The sequence below is a fragment of the Pedobacter psychrophilus genome, assembly GCF_001652725.1.
Classification (GTDB): Bacteria; Bacteroidota; Bacteroidia; order Sphingobacteriales; family Sphingobacteriaceae; genus Pseudopedobacter; species Pseudopedobacter psychrophilus.
The window spans coordinates 395,550-413,491 of the sequence record NZ_LWHJ01000027.1; the positions used below are offsets into that span (position 1 = coordinate 395,550).

Consider the following 17,942-nt stretch of genomic DNA (forward strand, 5'->3'; position numbering starts at 1 on the left):
GGGTTAATTATTAAACTCGATTTAAATTACCATTTAAAATATACACCTGCATTATAATTAAGGGCCTTTAGTACATTTTTTGCATAAATTGCTCCGGCAGCTGCTCCGCTTAAACCAATTTTTTTTGAAACTTGATAGTTAATCTCTAAAGATGGTGATAGGTATTCGATATTATTTGCAAATAAACTTCCTTGCGAGGTGAGTGTATTACCATTTTTAATAGGAAGTACCCCATTCAATTTTATAATTGGAGTAAACTTTTCTAATGAAAATCCTATTTCGCCACCGTAACGAATCTCATCAGAAAAACCTTTAGTACGATTATTATATCCAGAATAAATAGAAGTATAGATTGGTTTTGGATAAAAAGAATGGCTAGCATCAATCCTAATAATCTGATTAAATTCAGAATCTCCGGTTTGTAAAATCCCTGTTGTGCCTGCACCAGTTTTCCCAAAAGGTAAACCCAAAATTAAGCTTGTACTCAAAACTATTTTTTTATCTTGGAAGAAACCATACTTAATTCCTAAATCGGCATCGCCAATGCCACTAGTCTGGTCTCCAGGAATTGTTTTCCCACTTTGCTTAAACTGTATATTATTTAAGGTTTGCTTAACATAAAATGGGAAATTAATAATACCAGTAATTTTTTTTGAAATGCCATATTCGCCGTAAAGCGATGTTTGATATTGACCAATAGTTATAATATTGACGGTGCTGCCATCTGGAGCGTAATATTTATTGCTTTTTACTATATTCTCGGCAACTTTGAAATAACCCGTTCTTTTTTCTTTTACCCAACCTTGAGCAAACAAACTAGAAGATTTAATTAAAATAAAGCAGATAACTGTTAGCTGATAAATAATTTTCATTGAGGTTGTTATTTATACGATAAAAGCTTTAATTAACTTAAAAACAAGATTATTTTAATTCTGCATATCCAAAGGTTACACTTGCAGGTTTGCAGAGTATAATTACATATTTATAATCACGTAAGGTAACTCCACTTTTAATTTGACTTACATTAAATGTTTTCGCTCCATTTGTTTTTATTTCACCTAATTCTAAACCTGCAGATCTAACTGTGGCACCATTAGTAGAGTTAGCTAAATATACAAATGTGCCTAAAGCAAAGCTAGTGGAAAAATTACTGGCTAAATTTAAGGTTACATCGCCATTTACGTTTTTCAATGAAGCATCTCCAACAGCCTGATAGCCGCCTGCGGAAATAAAAGTACCTGTTAATTCGCTGCTGCCTACTGTAAAATCTATACTATTGCTTTTTACCCCATCAATCTTTGCATGTATACCTGCTACGCCATTTGCTACCGCTGTTACTTTACCGCTGCCATCCACTTTTAAGATACTTTCGTTTTCAGAAAACCATTGTGTTGTTTGACCATTTACAAGTTGATTATTAATATTTTGAGCGCTAATGCTTAAATTTAAGTTCTCATTTAAATTAAGATTCGTTTTTGTAGAGGTTATAATCACTTTTGCTACCGCATTATCGGTAGCTACTACAGTAATATTTATGGAGTTTGCTGTTGTGTTCTGATATTGAGTATAAATTTGAGCACTTCCTGCAGCTATAGCCGTTATTTTACCCGCTGAATTCACGCTTACAATTTGTGGTTGAGTTGATGCCCAAGTGAAAGGAACAATTTTTTCGATACCATATTCATCAAAATATTTTGCACTAATGGTAGCAGTTTCATTTACCCTCAACGCTGTTTGAGCTGCTATTAACTCAAATTTAGGGTTAACAATTGCATCATCAAGAATATCTGTGCCTTGGCAAGCATTAATCAATAAAATCAATAAAAATGAAACTTTAATGCCTATTGCTTTCAACATGACTTTTATTTTTAGGTAAAGGAGTGAATATTTTTTACTTTAACTACTTTATTACCAACGAATTTAATTGAAATGTAGTTTTATATTGTCATAATAAAATAATTTATATCAAGGATATTTGCAAATATCACATCTACCAATAAATCAATTTTAGATTCTTATTATTTTATTAAGATTTAGTCTAAAACATGAAATGGTATATTTTCGTTATTTATTTGCGTACTGACAAAGATTTTGTAATTTTCACACATCATGTCGAAACTTACTACCCACCTAAGCTCAAAAGAAACCATATTCAAAAATGAGGTCACTACAAAGTTTGATCTTTACAATAGCTTGTTTTTAACGCTTCCTTTTTATAGTGTAAAAAATACAGGACTTGCATTGCCTTACTTTTTTGACCATTGCGAAAAAGGAATAGAAAATCATCAAACTCCGGATGAAATTATAGAGTCTTTTTTTACTCAACAAAAAGGATTGACCAAGCAACAAGACACTACAGATTTACTCTTTCGCTTTATCCAATATATAGAAAGACAGGTAGTTTTGTTTGATGCGGTTGAAGATGCTGCTTTTAGTAAGATAAGTGTACAAGAAGAAGCAACTTCTTTAAGAACATTAATGAATAAAGCTCTAGAAGATGAAGACCTTTATAAAAAAATTCAGGATTGTTTAAGTGAGTTTAAGCTTCGTTTGGTTTTAACTGCCCATCCAACTCAGTTTTATCCGGGTCCGGTTTTGGGAATTATGACGGATTTAACTGATGCTATTAAAGTTAATGATGTTAATGCCATCAACCTTTTACTGCAACAATTAGGTAAAACGCCTTTCTTTAAAAAGAAAAAACCCACTCCGGTTGATGAGGCCATTAGCTTAACATGGTATTTAGAAAATATACTTTATCAAACTGCTTCAGATGTTCATAGAAATCTGGAAAGTGTTTTTAATCTTAATTTAGATAACCATAGTTTAATAGAATTAGGTTTTTGGCCAGGTGGCGATAGAGATGGAAATCCTTTTGTTACCGCAGAAACTACAGAACAAGTTTCTTCTTTTTTAAGAAAAGCTTTGTTTAGATGTTACTACCGCGATTTTAAAAACATGAAGCGTAGGGTAACTTTTAATGGTGTAGAAAAATATATGGATATTTTAGAAACCATTATTTATGATAATGCTTTTAGAATAAACGTAAATGTTTATGATAACAAAGAAGAACTTTTAGATAGTTTAAGAAATATTAAAAGAGTTTTAACAGATTATCACGATAGTTTATTTGTTGATATTGTAGATGATATGATTTGGAAGGTGAAGCTATTTGGTTGTCATTTTGCTTCATTAGATATACGTCAAGATAGCAGGATTTTAAGATCTCTATTTGAAGAGTGTATGTCTAATCCAGAGATAAAAGGCAGTATTTCTGAAAATTACATGAATTTATCAGAAACTGAAAAAATTGATTCTATTCCTTTAAACGCGGCAGAACTAATCAATTACAATAAATTTACAGATTTAAGTAAAGATAGTTTAGATGTAATCAGACTTATAAAAGACCTTCAAAAAAATAACGGAAAAAGAGCTTGTCATCGTTTCATCATCAGTAATTGCCAAAAAGCATCTGATATTTTACAATTGATGCAATTATTTTTATGGAGCGGATGGAAAATGGACGAATTAGATATTGATTTTGTTCCTCTTTTTGAAACTATTGATGATTTAAAAGCAGCAGAAGAAGTGATGCAATCTCTTTATAGTCATCCCATTTATGCCAAACATTTAGAACGCAGAAAAAACCGACAAGTAATTATGTTAGGCTTTTCTGATAGCACCAAAGATGGAGGTTATTTAATGGCAAACTGGTCTTTATATTATGCTAAATATACATTAACCTCAGTTTCTCGTAAAAACGGAATTGATTTAGCGTTTTTTGATGGAAGGGGAGGTCCGCCTGCAAGAGGTGGAGGTAAAACACACAAATTTTATGCTTCTTTCGGTAAAGATGTTGCCAATAAACAAATCCAGATTACGGTTCAAGGTCAAACCATCAGTTCTCATTACGGTACTTTTGAAACATCTATCAATAATCTGGAACAATTGATTCATGCTGGGATTACCTCTGCTTTATATAAGCAAAAGGAAAATACCTTAGATGAGAAAGAAAAATCTTTATTGAGTACTATGGCAGATATCAGCTATCATGCTTTTATAGATTTAAGGACTAATCCTTTATTCTTGAAATTTATGGAGGTGCAAAGTCCTTTAAAGATGCTTTCTCAGATAAATATTAGTAGCCGTCCGGTTAAAAGAAATTCAGATTCAGAACTTAAATTAGAAGATCTCAGGGCAATTAGTTTTGTTACTTCATGGAGTCAGTTAAAACAAAATATCCCTGGTTTTTTTGGTGTGGGTGCTGCACTAGCAAAAATGAAGGAAGATGGCGAATGGTTAAATCTTAAGAATCTTTACAAAGATTCGGGGTTTTACAAAACCATTATTGATAACTGTATGATGTCTATGAAAAAAGCCGATTTTAGATTAACAGCTTATTTAGCAGATGATGAAACCTTCGGCGAATTCTGGAAAATGCTTCATGCAGAATATCAACTCACCAAAAAACTGTTGTTAGATTTATCTGATACCAAAGTTTTAATGGAAAAATACCCAACCGAAGCTCAGTCGATAGATGTAAGGGAAAAAATAACTTTACCATTGGTAATTATTCAGCGCTACGCAATCATCAAAAGTTTAGATAAAAACTTAAAAGCAAGTCAGAAAGAAGTTTATGATAAGCTCATTTTAAGAACTTTATACGGTATTGTAAATGCAGCGAGGAATTCTGCATAGTCTTAAAAAATAAATAATGGCTCAGTGTTGATTACAGAGCCATTATTTATTTCCTGATTTAGAAATATGCTCTTAAACCAATTCCTGCTTTAAAAATATCTGTGATATTTAGATAAGATTTATTTTGCACATAATTTATGATATATACATCATTGGTGTTAATCTCATAATACAAAGATAAAGCATTGATCTTTTTTGACTGAATTAGCTTGTTGGTATTAAACTTTAATTCGCTGCCAAATGCCAAATGAATTCTTAAAGCTTCTGACCAATAATAATACCCTTTAGAATATTGACCTCTATCCCATGTTAAATCAAAATCTTTGTTTACGGTATAGCTTATAAACGTTGCTGGGTTAATTGGATAAATAGTTAACCAGTCATTTGCTTTTATTTTTAATGGGCGATAAATGAATTTAGTAGAAATGGTGCTAAATGCCCCGCCTTTATTTTCAGGTAAATAACCGTAAGTAATATCTAAACTTCCTTTTTTGCTTTTAAAGAGATCATAACTAACGCCACCGCTAAAATAACCTATACTACCAGCATGTTGAACTACGGCTCCATCTGGAATTAAGAATTTTAGTTTTTGAGCCTTTGAAAAAAATCCGCAACAGCAAAGGCATATCAATAAATATAAAGTTTTAGTAGTTAATGCGCTCATAAGAAATTTTATTATTCACGATAGTTGCTAAGATGAAACCTTTATTTCCAATATTGGTGGTTACCACAAATGGAACTCTTGAATTATTAGGAAAAAATTCTCCGTAACCGTGGTCATGTGCATGAAATGATGCTAAAAATTTAGGTTGTGCGTTAAAAACATCTGTGTATGGGATGTCTAAGTTGGTATCAAAATCTGGCGAAAAAGGTCTGATGTGTGAAATAGCAACGTAGCTTTCTACACCAGTTTGGGGTTTAAGTTCTTGTTGTAACCAGTTGATATCAGGCACTAATCCATTAAACTTATATTCTCTCCCGTTGGTATTATGGCAAATAAATTTAACACCATCATAAGCAAAAGAATAATTAAGTTCTCCAAACATTCTTTTAAATACAGCATCACCTTTTGCTAATAAATCGTGATTTCCTATTACTGCAAAATGAGGAATTTTTAGTTGTTCTAGTTCTAAAGCTACCCACTTGGTTTCCTGTAATAAACCAAATTCAGAAATATCGCCTGCTAAAATTGCAAAATCAACATTTTTCATGGTGTTAACTTTAGCAATAAACTCGTCTAATTCATTTGCTGATTTTTGTGGATCTCCAAATACAATGAATTTAACTGTGTCATCATTTTCAATGTTTTGAAGACGGGCTAAGCTTTTAGCATTTAAATCAACAGGGCTATCTTTATCAAAAGCTTGGTTTGGACTATATTCAAAATCGCTGCAGGCCATTAAGAAAAATCCACAGACGCATAAAATAGAAAGGAATTTTTTAATCATATTTTTCAGACAAGCGGTTAAATTTCCGCTAATCTAAATGCCTGACCAAATTTTATGCCTTTTTCTGTCATTTCTAAAGTGCAACATTCATTTATAGGATCGTGTTCTAAGAAAAGAATGTATTTGTTTTCTTGTGCTTCTTTCAAAAATGCCGCTTTTTCATCTAAAGTTTTTAATGGAAACATATCATAAGCCATTACATAAGGCAAAGGGATATGCCCGACGGAAGGAAGTAAATCTGCCATATAAATTAAAGTTTTACCTTTATATGAGATTTGAGGAAGCATCATAGCGTCGGTATGCCCATAAGCAAAACGCACTTTAATATTTTTTGTAAACTCTACACTATCTTTATTTTCTATAAACCTTAATTTTCCACTTTCTTCAATCGGCAAAATATTCTCTTTTAAAAAAGAAGCTTTTTCACGCTGATTTGGATTTGTTGCCCATTCCCAATGGTTTTTATTACTCCAATAAATAGCGTTTTTAAAAGCAGGAATTAGTTTTTCGTTTTCACGGATAATAGCTCCACCAACATGATCAAAATGTAGATGGGTTAAAAAAACATCTGTGATATCATCGCGGCTAAAACCTAAATTCTGTAACGATTTTTCTAAGGTATCATCGCCATGCAAATAATAATGGCTAAAAAATTTTTCGCTTTGCTTATCACCGATTCCTGTATCCACCAATATCAATCGATCATCATCTTCAATTAATAAACAGCGCATTGCCCAATTACAGAGATTATTTTCATCAGCTGGATTCGTTTTTTGCCAAATGGATTTAGGAACAACGCCAAACATGGCACCGCCGTCTAGTTTGAAAAATCCTGTATTTATGGTGTGTAGTTTCATTTGATTACTTTATCGATTTGGTTTTTGTACAATTTAACTAAACTTCTCAGCAACTACCAACTCCTTGCTACCATGCTGATAAGAATAAAAACCTTCGCCAGATTTCACTCCTTTTTTTCCGGCAGTTACCATGTTTACCAAAAGCGGACAAGGAGCATATTTTGGATTTCCGAAACCATCATGCAATACATATAAAATAGATAAGCAAACATCTAAACCTATAAAATCAGCCAGTTGTAATGGTCCCATTGGGTGTGCCATTCCTAATTTTATTACGGTATCAATTTCTGTAACTCCGGCAACGCCTTCAAACAAAGTATAAATTGCTTCATTTATCATCGGCATTAAAATTCTATTAGCCACAAAACCAGGATAATCATTTACTTCAACCGGTGATTTTCCTAAAGTTTTAGAAAGCTCCATGATGTTATTTGTCACTTCATCTGAAGTTGTGTAACCGCGTATCACTTCTACCAATTTCATAATAGGAACTGGGTTCATAAAGTGCATACCAATAATCTTATCAGCTCTGTTGGTAACAGATGCAATTTTTGTAATTGAAATGGAAGATGTGTTGGAGGCTAAAATGGTTTCAGGCTTACAAATTTCATCTAATTCCTTAAATATTTTAAGCTTAATTTCTAAATTTTCCGAAGCTGCTTCAACTACTAAATCGGCATGTTTCACTCCGTCTTTTAAAATGGTAAATGTTTGAATATTAGATAACGTATTAGCTTTATCTTGTTGTGAAATCGTTCCTTTTGTTAATTGCCTTTCTAAATTTTTATCAATTGTAGCAATTGCTTTTAGTAAATTTTCTTCTGAAATATCTATTAAAGAAACTTTAAAATTATTTTGGGCAAACGTATGTGCAATACCGTTTCCCATTGTTCCTGAACCTATTACTGCTACGTTTTTAATCATCTCATTTAATTTTAGTGTTCTCTTTTAATCAACATATCGGCAAAATCCATTAAAGTGCTTTTATTTTCTTGAGATGCATTTATCTTATCTAAATTATCTAAAGCTAGTTGAGCATAAGATTGCATTAAGTTCTCAGATAGGTCTTTAATTCCTATGTTGTTGTAAATGTTTCTCACAGCATTTACTTTTTCTTCTGAATTAAAATCAGGTTTTGCAAGCCAGTTTTTAAGTTCGATTAAATCATCGCCTTTGGCTAATTCTAATGCTTTAATTAAAAGATAAGTTTTTTTATTTGAGATGATGTCTCCACCAACTTGTTTTCCAAATTTTAAAGGGTCGCCGTATACATCTAAAATATCATCTTGTAGTTGAAATGCAATTCCTAAATTTTCACCAAATTGATAAAGATTATCTGCTTCTTGTTTTGAGGCATCACCTATTAAAGCCCCAATTTTTAAAGCTCCACCCACTAAAACTGCTGTTTTAAGTCGTATCATTTCTAAATACTCATCAACTTCTACAACACCTCTATTTTCAAAATTCATGTCAATTTGTTGGCCTTCACAAACGCCAATCGCAGTTGCATTAAAAACATCTAAAACGTCGGCCAAGATCTGAGGTTTAACCTGAATCATCATTTTGTAAGCTTTCACAAACATCACATCGCCAGAAAGTATAGCTACAGAATCACCCCATTTAGCATGTACTGTAGGTTTTCCTCGCCTTAATGGCGCCTTGTCCATTATATCGTCATGCATCAAGGTAAAATTATGGAACAGCTCTACCGCAAGGGCAGGGGCAAGGGCATCATTAATATCGCCACCAAATAAATCCGTTGCCATTAAAACTAAAGCAGGTCTTAACCTTTTTCCACCAAGCGACATTAAATAGGCTATCGGTTCATATAATTCTTTAGGTTCGGCAGGATAAGAAGTGCCTTTAACTGCTTTATCTATAATGCTTTGTAGTTCTTGTATGCTGTACATTTTTGTATTAAAAGTTCACTGGTATTAGTTTTAGCAAAAGAGTTTATTAGTTTTGAGTTAAGAGTCTTTGATTCATTTTAACATTTAAAATTCAATCATTCTATCCTTCAAAATTCAATCATTCTTTCATTGAAATTCAATCATTAATCTTCTATCACCAAACTAAAATCGATTTGTCTCTTTGCAAGATCAACCCTTTTTACTTTAATTTTCACTTCATCACCCAATTGATATTTTTTCTTTTTCTTTTGACCAATAATGCAATAGTTCTTTTCATCTAAAGTGTAAAAATCATCCGAAATATCCCTTAAACGTATCATTCCCTCACATTTATTTTCTTCAATTTCTACATACATTCCCCACTCTGTTACGCCAGAAATAATTCCTTTATACATCTGCCCAATATTATCTTCCAAATATTCTGCTTGTTTGTATTTGATAGAAGCTCGCTCTGCATCTGCAGCTTTTTTCTCCATTTGTGAAGAATGCTGACACATTTTTTCGTAATGCTCTGCGCTCACATTTTCACCATTTTGTAAATAATGTTCTAAAAGTCGATGAACCATTACATCAGGATAACGACGGATTGGAGAAGTAAAATGAGTATAAAAATCGAAAGCCAAACCATAATGGCTGCTGCTTTTTGTAGTATAAATGGCTTTAGCCATTGATCTGATTGCCAAAGAAGTCAGCACATTTTGTTCTTTTGTACCTTCTACATCAGCCATTAATTTATTTAAGGATCTGGCTGTTTCCCTATCTGTTTTAGTAGATATTTTATGACCGAATTTAGAAGCAAATTCTGCAAAAGCTTTTAAACTCTCTGGCTTTGGCACATCATGAGCTCTATAAACAAAAGTATATTTGTGTTTCCCTTTTCCCTTTCTCGAAATAAATTCTGCTACCTTTTTATTAGCTAAGAGCATAAAATCCTCAATTAGTTTATGTGCATCTTTTCGCTCTTTTACATAAACACCAATTGGTTTTCCAGTTTCATCTAGTTTAAATTTTACTTCTGTGCTTTCAAAGTTGATGGCACCATGTTTAAATTTTCTTTCCCTTAACTTATAAGCTAATGCATTTAAAGTGAGTATTTCATTGCTAAATTCACCTTCTTTAGCCTCAATAATTTCTTGAACTTCTTCATAAGCAAATCTTCTATCGCTGTAGATTACGGTTTTGCCAAACCATTGGTCATGAATATTGGCTTCTTTATCCATTTCAAATACTGCAGAAAAACAATATTTTTCTTCTTTAGGACGAAGAGAGCATAAACCGTTAGATAAAACTTCTGGTAACATCGGGATTACCCTATCTACCAAATAAACTGAAGTTCCACGATCATAGGCTTCTTTGTCTAAAGCAGAATCAGGAATTAAATAATGGGAAACATCTGCAATGTGCACACCCACTTCATAATTTCCATTTTCTAATATTTTAAAAGAGATGGCATCATCAAAATCTTTTGCATCAAATGGATCAATAGTAAAAGTGGTTACCTCTCTAAAATCCCTGCGCTTTGCAATTTCTTCTTTGGTAATTTCTGTGGAGATTTCCTGGGCCTCTCTTTCAACTTCTTCTGGAAAAGTGAGCGGGAAACCATATTCTGCCAGGATTGCGTTCATCTCGGTATTGTTTTCTCCCTGTTTTCCTAAGATACTTTTAATTACACCAACCGGGTTTTTTGCTCCCGCAGGCCAATCCACTATCTTAGCCAAAGCTTTCATACCGTTTTTTGCACCATTTAAATCCTCTAAAGGGATGAAAATATCATGCAGCATCTTACGATCATCAGGGATAAAAAAAGCAAAATGCTGGGAGATTTTAATAATTCCAGTAAACTCCATCTTTGCCCTTTTCACTATTTCTACTACTTCCCCTTCTTTGCGTTTGCCTTTACTACTTTCATAAACATGTAGTTTAACAATATCGCCGTGTAAGGCTGTTCTTAATTTTCTAGGACCGATATAAATGTCTTTTTCAAATTCATCATCCGGAATTAGAAATGCCGAACCATCATTAGCCATAGATATTTTACCAGTTAAAAAAGCTTTAACCTCATGTAATTTATACTTTCCTTTTGCGACTTCTAAAAAAACGCCATTCTTGGTTTCATCTTCTAAAATTTCTAAAATAGTAGCTTTTGAGGCGGGATCTATAATGTTTAATATATTGGCTACTTGCCTATGATTAAGTGGTTTATTTCCAGATTGCTCGAAAACATTTGAGATGAGTTGCAAGAGCACTTGCTTAATAGAGTTTCCGTTGTGATTTGACATGCTATTTTGTATTGTTGTGTTTGTGGCTCAAAATAAGAATTAAGTTTTTAATTCTAGCTGTATTAACAATTGTTTAACGTGGTGGTTTTTTTAGAGAATTGTTTTTTGATAACATTAAGTGTTTTTGCTACTAATTTTCATTAATGCTAAATTTTTTTGTCTGAATCTCGATTTTCTAGATTTTAGGATAAAAGGGATTTTGATTTAGAAACGTTTTTTTGAAAAATCACTTTCTGATAATTTTGAATTTAAACATCATGATAATCCTTCAATCCTGTAAATCAAGATTCAAACAATTTTTAATTTATTTTCGACCATTAAGAAATTAAGAAAGTTAAGACTTTTACTGATAAACTTTGTTTTCTCTGTGAAAAACTTAGTGGGCTTTGTGGTTAATGGAATAAGTTATTCCAATCTGCTCACCATCAAAATTAACACTTACTTTTTCCAAGATTTTATCTAAACCATTTCCATTATGATTATGGATGACATACATTCCAGAATCGAAAATTAAAAGAAAAGCACCTTGTAATATTAAAGAATTACCATATCCTTTTAATCTATCAGATGATTTATTTTTTCCTCTTTCATTTAAGAACAAGCCTGTTGCCATGTAGCCAACGTCTAATCCTGCATTTAATAATAATATTTTTTCTATTTTATGTTGATCATGAACAGACCTTGCTAAATTTAATTGTTGATTTAAATCTGCCTTCGCTCCAAAATATCCAGCTGTAGCTAAACCTAAATTTGCAACATTCCAAAACACATTCATTTGATGGAAATATTTATTTTTTCCCGATGTTTTAAAATAAGCAATACTACCAACTGCCATGTTTGCTAAAGCCCACCCGCCTAAAATTTTCATCCCTGTTAGGTTTATTTCATTTCTTTGATGATTAACATCTTGAATTGTTTGTTGCGCAAAAACGGGAACGGCAAAAAATAGTAACGATATTGATAATAGCTTTTTCATAGTAAATTTAAATTAAACTTCATTCAGCCAAATATCATCGTAGTTTTTCATTAAATATCTTTCTTCTGCAGGTATAGGAGTTGGTTTATTAGTTTGATAATCAATCGCAACTTGTACGGATTTCCCATGTGTTCTTAAAGATTCTGTTTCGTCTTCATTTATACAAACCAATACATATTCTATGTCCCAGCTGCTATTTCCTAGTCTACTTGTTTTAACATAAGCAATAATCTGCTCATCCAAAACTATAGGTTTAATGTAATTTACTTCGGCTTTGGCAACAATTATCCCTGTTTTTTTCCAATCCCATTTAATAATATCTTTCCAATAATTACTTCTGGCTTGTTCAAAATAGGTGAGATAAACTGCATTATTTGCATGTCCAAACATATCCATATCAGAAAACCTTATAGGGATTTCAGTTTTGTACTTAAACTTCTTTAAAACTTCTTTTATATCCATAATCGGAAATGTTGTCGGTAAATAATGCTTAAAAACGACAATTTGTCGTTAAAAATAAGCAAATACCCTGTTGGTATTTGGTTTGACCAAGCATAAACATAATCATAAAAAAAATAATTGGAGGATATAAAAATGACTTTAGTAAAATTTAACAACGACAAAAAAGTAAACGGTTATTCAACTTTTAACGAATTATTTGATTCTTTTTTTAAAGATAACTATGTAAATGATAAAATTTTATCAAGCGTTCCGATGGTAAATATTTCTGAAACAAAAGACCATTTTCATTTGGAATTGGCTGCACCGGGAATGAAAAAAGATGATTTTAAAATTAGCTTAGACAAAGATGTTTTAAAAATTGTAGCCGATGTTAAAAGTAAAGATGAAATAGAAGGTAAAAAATTAAACAGACAAGAATTTAATTATGGATCCTTTGTAAGATCTTTTAATTTGCCTGACTTAATAGATCATTCAAAAATTGAGGCTACTTATGTTGATGGTATTTTAAACATCAGCATTGCGAAAAAAGAAGAAGCAAAATTTCAAACAAGGGATATTGCGATTAATTAAGAGTTTTTTAGTTTAATTTGGTTAACACGCATCCCGGCTTTGCATAAAAGTCGGGATTGCTTTTTTAATAGCCTTTAAATTATTTTACATTTGTGAATATGATACTAGAAACGCTAGATACCCGCCGTAAAGCATTAAAGATAAATTTAGATGAAAATATTTATGGCACATTTGCAGAAATTGGAGCTGGACAAGAAGTGGCCAGGAATTTTTTCACTGCAGGAGCGGCTTCTGGTACCATTGCTAAAACAATGTCGGCGTATGATATGACATTTAGTAATGAAATTTATGGCTTAGAAGAATCTGGAAGATATGTTTCTAAATCTAGATTGGAAAAAATGCTGAATCATGAATTTGCATTATTAGGAGAGCGATTATGTAGTGTAGAATATCAATCCCGTACTTTTTTCTCTTTTGCTGATACTGTTACTACCTTAAACTATAATAAATCTAATGATCCGCATGGCTGGCTAGGTATCAAATTTCAATTAGAACCTTGTGGCCCATCAAATACAATAATTTTTCACGTTAGGTTATTGGATAACGATGCTACTTTGCAACAAAACGTATTAGGAATATTAGGTGTTAATTTGGTTTATGCAGCATTTAATTATCATCAAGAGCCAAAAAGGATGATAGAATCTTTGGCTGATAATTTAAGTACTGGTTCTGTAGAGATAGATTTAATAAGCGTTAATGGTACTGCCTTTACCGATTTAAATGAAGTGTTGGTTAACCTTTATTTGATACAAAAAGGATTTTCTAGTGCGGCTATATTTACGCCTAATGCGGGTGTTGTACAGGCTAAAGATTACATGTACAAACAGCATATCATGATTTTAAGAACTCGGTTTAACCAAAAGACTAAACCAGATTTCGAGCTTTTTAGCCATGCAGTTACTCAATATAAAGCTTATTTAGAAATTAGCGATGTTGAATTAATAACAATGGCCGAGCTTACTTTAAACAATATGATGGAAAAAGCAGAAAGCGATGATAATGAGCTTTTAGATAGGGTTGCAAGAAGAGCAAAGGATATTACCGAAATGGGGCATGCAGTGATTATTTCTAACTTTAACAGACATAATAAACTCGCCAGATATTTAGCTAAATGTAAACCCAAAAGTGTTGCAATCACCACAAATATTGCCAATCTTAAACATATATTTTTATCTGAAAATTACGGTGCAAATTACACCAATGAGCTTTTAGCTTATATAAGTGATTTGTTTAGCGGAAATGTAAAATTGCTGACTTATCCTTTTAGAGATATAAAAAATAAGGTAATTGTTACTACAAAAAATTTGGTGGTATCGCCAGAAGCAAAACCGCTTTTTGATTTCTTGATACAGAATAAGTATATATTAGATATTGAAGAGATAAAAGAGTTAGAAAACAAATAGATTAATTTCTCATATTAATATATTGTAAAGGCTGTCCAAAATCTTCTGTTCTGCAAAGAGCGATAACCGCTTGTAAGTCATCTATTTTTTTGCTTTGCACCCTTACCTGATCATCCATTATAGAAGCTTGCACTTTTAGTCCAGAATCTTTTATTTTCTTGACCACTTTTTTCGCAGCTTCTTTCTCTATACCTTCTTTAACTGAAATTTCTTTTCGAATCATATTTCCGGTAACGCTAAAAAAAGGCTTTTCTAAATCTAATGCTTTAGGGTCTAAACCCTGTTTTACAAAACGTGATATAATAGCGTCTACTATTGCTTTTAAGCGCATATCATTTTCTGTAATAATGGTCAGTAAATTTGCTTTTTTATCGAGTTCTACACTACTTTTAGAATCGTTAAAATCGTATCGATTTAAAATTTCCTTTTTTGCATTATTAATTGCATTATCAAGTGTTTGTGCATCAATTTTAGAAACGATATCGAAAGTAGGCATATTTGGACTGTTATTTGATAATATATTTAATTAACGGTAAATTTAAAATAATTTATTATTAAATATAAGATATGAAAAGTCCAAAATCAAAATCAGCAAAAAAAGATGCCAAGAAAAAAGTGATTTCTACCATAGAAATTGACTTATCAAAAAAAATCAAAGATTTCATTTTTAGCCTTGGGCATGATGCAGAAGATATTGGTAGTGAAATTAAAAAAGCAAGTAAGATTATTTCTAAAAAATTATCAAAAAAAGCTGATGGAGTAAAGAATTCTATTAAAGATAAATTCAAAAAAGCTGATATAGAAAAAGAAGAAGTAAAAAAGGTTGTTAAAAAAGAGGTGGCTAAAGCAAAAAAAGAGGTTAGCAAATCTTTAAATAAAGTTATAAAACAAGCTACTAAAGTTAAAGAGGAGGTTTCTGAAAAAGTTAATTCTGTAAATAACCTTAACCCGTTAACAGCAAGCAACAAAAAACCTGTTAAACCAGTATCAAAAACAAACGCTTCATCATCATCATCACAAAAAGAAGAAGAATCAGAAGATCCGAAATTAGAGAACAAACATCCAGAAACTCCTAAAGTTGTGAGTAGTACTAAAAGAAAAGTTGCTACGCCAAAATCTGATAGCAAACCTCATAATACAGATTTACCCACTCAAGCTGGACCTCAGAATAAATATAAAAGAGGGTAATTAAAAAAGGTAATTAACCTTAATTTAATGATTAATTAACAAAATAATTTGCAGTTTTGAATCCCGGACATTTGCTTCGGGATTTTTTCAATATACATGACTCAAGAAAAACCTCCTTTAATAAATAGGGAAATCAGTTGGCTTTATTTTAATGCAAGAGTTTTGCAGGAAGCTACTGATAAAACTGTCCCGTTGATAGAAAGACTGAGGTTTTTAGCAATTTTCTCTTCTAACTTAGATGAATTTTACCGTGTTAGGGTTGCTACTTTAAACAGGTTAGCAAACTTGGTAAGCAAAGTGAAAGAAGAATTTGGTTATAATCCAAAAAAAATCCTTAACCAAATTAAAAACATCGTTGTAAAACAAGAGAAAAAATTTAATCTTTTGTATGAAGAAATCATCAAAGAACTTGCTGAAAATAAAATATTTATACTTAATGAACATCAATTAAACGTTAGCAGAGGGATATTTGTTAAAAAATATTTTAGAGAAAGAATACTTTCTACAATTGTTCCGATTATTATTGATGATAAAAAACCGTTTCCAGAATTAAGAGATCGGGTAATTTATTTTTTAGTTAAATTAACTAATAATGCTAAAAAGCAGAAAGTAAAATATGCTTTAATTGAGATTCCTGATAGCTTAAATCGTTTTTTGGTTTTACCTGAAACCAACAATTTAAAATTTATCATTCTTTTAGATGATGTTATACGTTACTGTTTAGACGAAATTTTCTTTGTTTTTGATTATGACGAAGTAGAGGCATATTCTATCCAAATAACAAGAGATGCAGAATTAGATCTGGATAAAAATGTCAGCGATAAATTTATTGAGGCACTTTCTAAGAGTTTACAAAAGCGTAAAAAAGGCAAGCCAATGCGTTTATTGTATGACAGCGCAATGCCAATCGAGATGTTAAACATTGTTATTAACAAATTAGAATTGAGCTCTGAAAGCTTGATTCCTGGAAATAAGTATCATAACTTCAAAGATTTTATAAGCTTTCCTAATGTTGGTGAAGCAGATTTAGAGTATAAAAAAATCACACCTTTACCAGTTAAAGATTTAAGTATATCTAAGGGGATGTTAGAGCTTATCAAGCAAAAGGATTACCTTATTAATCTTCCATATCAATCCTTTGATTATATCATCCATTTTTTAAGAGAAGCAGCAATAGACCCAAGAGTTAAAAGCATCCATATTACGCTTTATAGGTTGGCAGAAAATTCTAGAATTGTAAATGCATTGATTAATGCAGCCAGAAACGGTAAAAAAGTTCACTGTTTAGTAGAGCTTAAAGCGAGATTTGATGAGCAAGCAAATATCTATTGGACCAATAAGTTAGAAGAAGAGGGTATTGTAGTGAATTATGGTATTTCTGGATATAAAGTGCATACTAAAATTTGCATGGTAACAAGGATAGAAAAAGGTAAGCCAGTTTATTATGCAAATATGGCAACCGGAAACTATAATGAGAAAACAGCAAAAATATATTGCGACCATAGCCTTTTTACAGCAGATGAACGCATTACCAAAGAATTGAGTAAGCTTTTTGAAAATATTGAGCAAAAGAAAATTTCTAAAGGATATGAGCATTTGATAGTTTCTCCTTTAGAAACTCGTAAAAGATTATTCTTTATGATTGATAGGGAAATTAAAAATGCAAAACTAGGAAAGGAAGCATATTTAATTTTAAAAATGAATTCTTTAGCAGATGAGCTTACTATCAAAAAGCTTTATGAGGCCAGTAATAGTGGTGTTAAAATTGATTTAATTATTAGAGGAATGTGTTGCCTGGTTCCTGGTAAAGAAGGTTTTAGCACTAATATTCATGTTATTTCAATAATTGATAAATTTTTAGAACATGCCAGGATTTGGATCTTTGCAAATGATGGAAATGAAGATATTTATTTGCTTTCTGCAGATTTGATGACCCGTAATCTGGATCATAGAGTTGAGGTGGGTTTCCCTATTTATAATCCAGAAATTAAGCAAGAGATTAGAGATATCATCAATATCCAATTAAAAGATAATGTAAAAGCAAGAGAAATAAATGCTTTAAATAACAACAAATACCACAGAATAAGAAGTGCATTACCTATAAGAAGTCAAGTGGATTCCTATAATTATTTAAAAAATAAATCTTAAAGA

The 17,942-nt window shown here is 31.6% G+C and carries 16 protein-coding genes; 5 read left to right on the plus strand and 11 right to left on the minus strand.

Going from position 1 to position 17,942, the window contains the following annotated elements; all coding sequences use genetic code 11:
- Nucleotides 1–26: 26 nt before the first annotated feature.
- Nucleotides 27–872 carry a hypothetical protein gene (locus A5893_RS10155; protein ID WP_068822446.1) on the minus strand — a complete coding sequence of 282 codons (846 nt, stop codon included), beginning with the start codon at nucleotides 870–872 and terminating at the stop codon, nucleotides 27–29.
- 49 nt (nucleotides 873–921) lie between these two features.
- Entirely contained in the window at nucleotides 922–1,857 is a 936-nt protein-coding gene (locus A5893_RS10160) for a DM13 domain-containing protein (RefSeq protein ID WP_068822447.1), read from the minus strand.
- Nucleotides 1,858–2,109: 252 nt separating this feature from the next.
- On the opposite strand from A5893_RS10160, the gene A5893_RS10165 reads away from it, so the two are divergent.
- Nucleotides 2,110–4,698 carry a phosphoenolpyruvate carboxylase gene (locus A5893_RS10165; RefSeq protein WP_068822448.1) on the plus strand — a complete coding sequence of 863 codons (2,589 nt, stop codon included), beginning with the start codon at nucleotides 2,110–2,112 and terminating at the stop codon, nucleotides 4,696–4,698.
- A 58-nt stretch (nucleotides 4,699–4,756) separates the two neighbouring features.
- Here the strand turns inward: A5893_RS10165 and A5893_RS10170 are convergent, their stop codons facing one another.
- From A5893_RS10170 to A5893_RS10205, 8 genes are all read right to left on the minus strand, one after another.
- The gene (locus A5893_RS10170) at nucleotides 4,757–5,362 is read right to left on the minus strand and encodes a hypothetical protein (RefSeq protein WP_232456838.1); all 606 of its coding nucleotides are present in this window, start codon (nucleotides 5,360–5,362) and stop codon (nucleotides 4,757–4,759) included.
- Entirely contained in the window at nucleotides 5,343–6,146 is an 804-nt protein-coding gene (locus tag A5893_RS10175) for a metallophosphoesterase family protein (protein WP_068822449.1), read from the minus strand. Before A5893_RS10175 ends, A5893_RS10170 begins: the two co-directional genes overlap by 20 nt.
- 17 nt (nucleotides 6,147–6,163) lie before the next feature.
- Nucleotides 6,164–7,003 carry an MBL fold metallo-hydrolase gene (locus A5893_RS10180; protein WP_068822450.1) on the minus strand — a complete coding sequence of 280 codons (840 nt, stop codon included), beginning with the start codon at nucleotides 7,001–7,003 and terminating at the stop codon, nucleotides 6,164–6,166.
- 33 nt (nucleotides 7,004–7,036) lie between these two features.
- Nucleotides 7,037–7,927 (minus strand): 3-hydroxybutyryl-CoA dehydrogenase, encoded by an 891-nt coding sequence (locus A5893_RS10185; RefSeq protein ID WP_394330782.1) that lies wholly within the window; start codon nucleotides 7,925–7,927, stop codon nucleotides 7,037–7,039.
- Between the two features lie 11 nt (nucleotides 7,928–7,938).
- Nucleotides 7,939–8,913, minus strand: a complete 975-nt coding sequence (locus A5893_RS10190; protein ID WP_068822451.1) for a polyprenyl synthetase family protein — start codon at nucleotides 8,911–8,913, stop codon at nucleotides 7,939–7,941.
- 143 nt (nucleotides 8,914–9,056) lie between these two features.
- A complete protein-coding gene (gene rnr / locus A5893_RS10195) occupies nucleotides 9,057–11,192 on the minus strand; it encodes a ribonuclease R (protein WP_068822452.1) in 2,136 nt (711 codons plus the stop codon).
- Between the two features lie 376 nt (nucleotides 11,193–11,568).
- Nucleotides 11,569–12,168: a DUF6992 family protein gene (locus A5893_RS10200; protein WP_068822453.1), complete on the minus strand. Its 600-nt coding sequence runs from the start codon at nucleotides 12,166–12,168 to the stop codon at nucleotides 11,569–11,571.
- Between the two features lie 12 nt (nucleotides 12,169–12,180).
- Nucleotides 12,181–12,630, minus strand: coding sequence for an acyl-CoA thioesterase (locus A5893_RS10205; protein WP_068822454.1), 450 nt, complete (start codon nucleotides 12,628–12,630; stop codon nucleotides 12,181–12,183).
- 132 nt (nucleotides 12,631–12,762) lie between these two features.
- Here A5893_RS10205 and A5893_RS10210 point away from each other — a divergent pair, with 132 nt between their 5' ends.
- Both A5893_RS10210 and A5893_RS10215 read left to right on the plus strand, forming a co-directional pair.
- The gene (locus A5893_RS10210; protein WP_068822563.1) at nucleotides 12,763–13,200 is read left to right on the plus strand and encodes an Hsp20/alpha crystallin family protein; all 438 of its coding nucleotides are present in this window, start codon (nucleotides 12,763–12,765) and stop codon (nucleotides 13,198–13,200) included.
- A 98-nt stretch (nucleotides 13,201–13,298) separates the two neighbouring features.
- Nucleotides 13,299–14,603 carry a nicotinamide mononucleotide adenylyltransferase gene (locus tag A5893_RS10215; RefSeq protein ID WP_068822455.1) on the plus strand — a complete coding sequence of 435 codons (1,305 nt, stop codon included), beginning with the start codon at nucleotides 13,299–13,301 and terminating at the stop codon, nucleotides 14,601–14,603.
- A 1-nt stretch (nucleotide 14,604) separates the two neighbouring features.
- Here the strand turns inward: A5893_RS10215 and A5893_RS10220 are convergent, their stop codons facing one another.
- Nucleotides 14,605–15,099: a YajQ family cyclic di-GMP-binding protein gene (locus tag A5893_RS10220; RefSeq protein ID WP_068822456.1), complete on the minus strand. Its 495-nt coding sequence runs from the start codon at nucleotides 15,097–15,099 to the stop codon at nucleotides 14,605–14,607.
- A gap of 71 nt (nucleotides 15,100–15,170) precedes the next feature.
- Between A5893_RS10220 and A5893_RS10225 the strand changes: the two genes are divergently transcribed.
- Both A5893_RS10225 and ppk1 read left to right on the plus strand, forming a co-directional pair.
- The gene (locus A5893_RS10225; RefSeq protein WP_068822457.1) at nucleotides 15,171–15,791 is read left to right on the plus strand and encodes a hypothetical protein; all 621 of its coding nucleotides are present in this window, start codon (nucleotides 15,171–15,173) and stop codon (nucleotides 15,789–15,791) included.
- Nucleotides 15,792–15,887: 96 nt separating this feature from the next.
- Nucleotides 15,888–17,939: a polyphosphate kinase 1 gene (ppk1, locus tag A5893_RS10230; RefSeq protein ID WP_068822458.1), complete on the plus strand. Its 2,052-nt coding sequence runs from the start codon at nucleotides 15,888–15,890 to the stop codon at nucleotides 17,937–17,939.
- Nucleotides 17,940–17,942 lie beyond the last annotated feature (3 nt).

Bases quoted from the DNA above. Each gene is read 5' to 3' on its own strand.
- A5893_RS10220 (WP_068822456.1), bottom strand. From the start codon at position 15,099: ATGCCTACTTTCGATATCGTTTCTAAAATTGATGCACAAACACTTGAT.
- A5893_RS10180 (WP_068822450.1), bottom strand. From the start codon at position 7,003: ATGAAACTACACACCATAAATACAGGATTTTTCAAACTAGACGGCGGT.
- A5893_RS10155 (WP_068822446.1), bottom strand. From the start codon at position 872: ATGAAAATTATTTATCAGCTAACAGTTATCTGCTTTATTTTAATTAAA.
- A5893_RS10225 (WP_068822457.1), top strand. From the start codon at position 15,171: ATGAAAAGTCCAAAATCAAAATCAGCAAAAAAAGATGCCAAGAAAAAA.
- A5893_RS10210 (WP_068822563.1), top strand. From the start codon at position 12,763: ATGACTTTAGTAAAATTTAACAACGACAAAAAAGTAAACGGTTATTCA.
- A5893_RS10205 (WP_068822454.1), bottom strand. From the start codon at position 12,630: ATGGATATAAAAGAAGTTTTAAAGAAGTTTAAGTACAAAACTGAAATC.
- A5893_RS10160 (WP_068822447.1), bottom strand. From the start codon at position 1,857: ATGTTGAAAGCAATAGGCATTAAAGTTTCATTTTTATTGATTTTATTG.
- A5893_RS10165 (WP_068822448.1), top strand. From the start codon at position 2,110: ATGTCGAAACTTACTACCCACCTAAGCTCAAAAGAAACCATATTCAAA.
- A5893_RS10185 (WP_394330782.1), bottom strand. From the start codon at position 7,927: ATGATTAAAAACGTAGCAGTAATAGGTTCAGGAACAATGGGAAACGGT.
- ppk1 (WP_068822458.1), top strand. From the start codon at position 15,888: ATGACTCAAGAAAAACCTCCTTTAATAAATAGGGAAATCAGTTGGCTT.
- A5893_RS10190 (WP_068822451.1), bottom strand. From the start codon at position 8,913: ATGTACAGCATACAAGAACTACAAAGCATTATAGATAAAGCAGTTAAA.
- A5893_RS10215 (WP_068822455.1), top strand. From the start codon at position 13,299: ATGATACTAGAAACGCTAGATACCCGCCGTAAAGCATTAAAGATAAAT.
- A5893_RS10200 (WP_068822453.1), bottom strand. From the start codon at position 12,168: ATGAAAAAGCTATTATCAATATCGTTACTATTTTTTGCCGTTCCCGTT.
- rnr (WP_068822452.1), bottom strand. From the start codon at position 11,192: ATGTCAAATCACAACGGAAACTCTATTAAGCAAGTGCTCTTGCAACTC.
- A5893_RS10170 (WP_232456838.1), bottom strand. From the start codon at position 5,362: ATGAGCGCATTAACTACTAAAACTTTATATTTATTGATATGCCTTTGC.
- A5893_RS10175 (WP_068822449.1), bottom strand. From the start codon at position 6,146: ATGATTAAAAAATTCCTTTCTATTTTATGCGTCTGTGGATTTTTCTTA.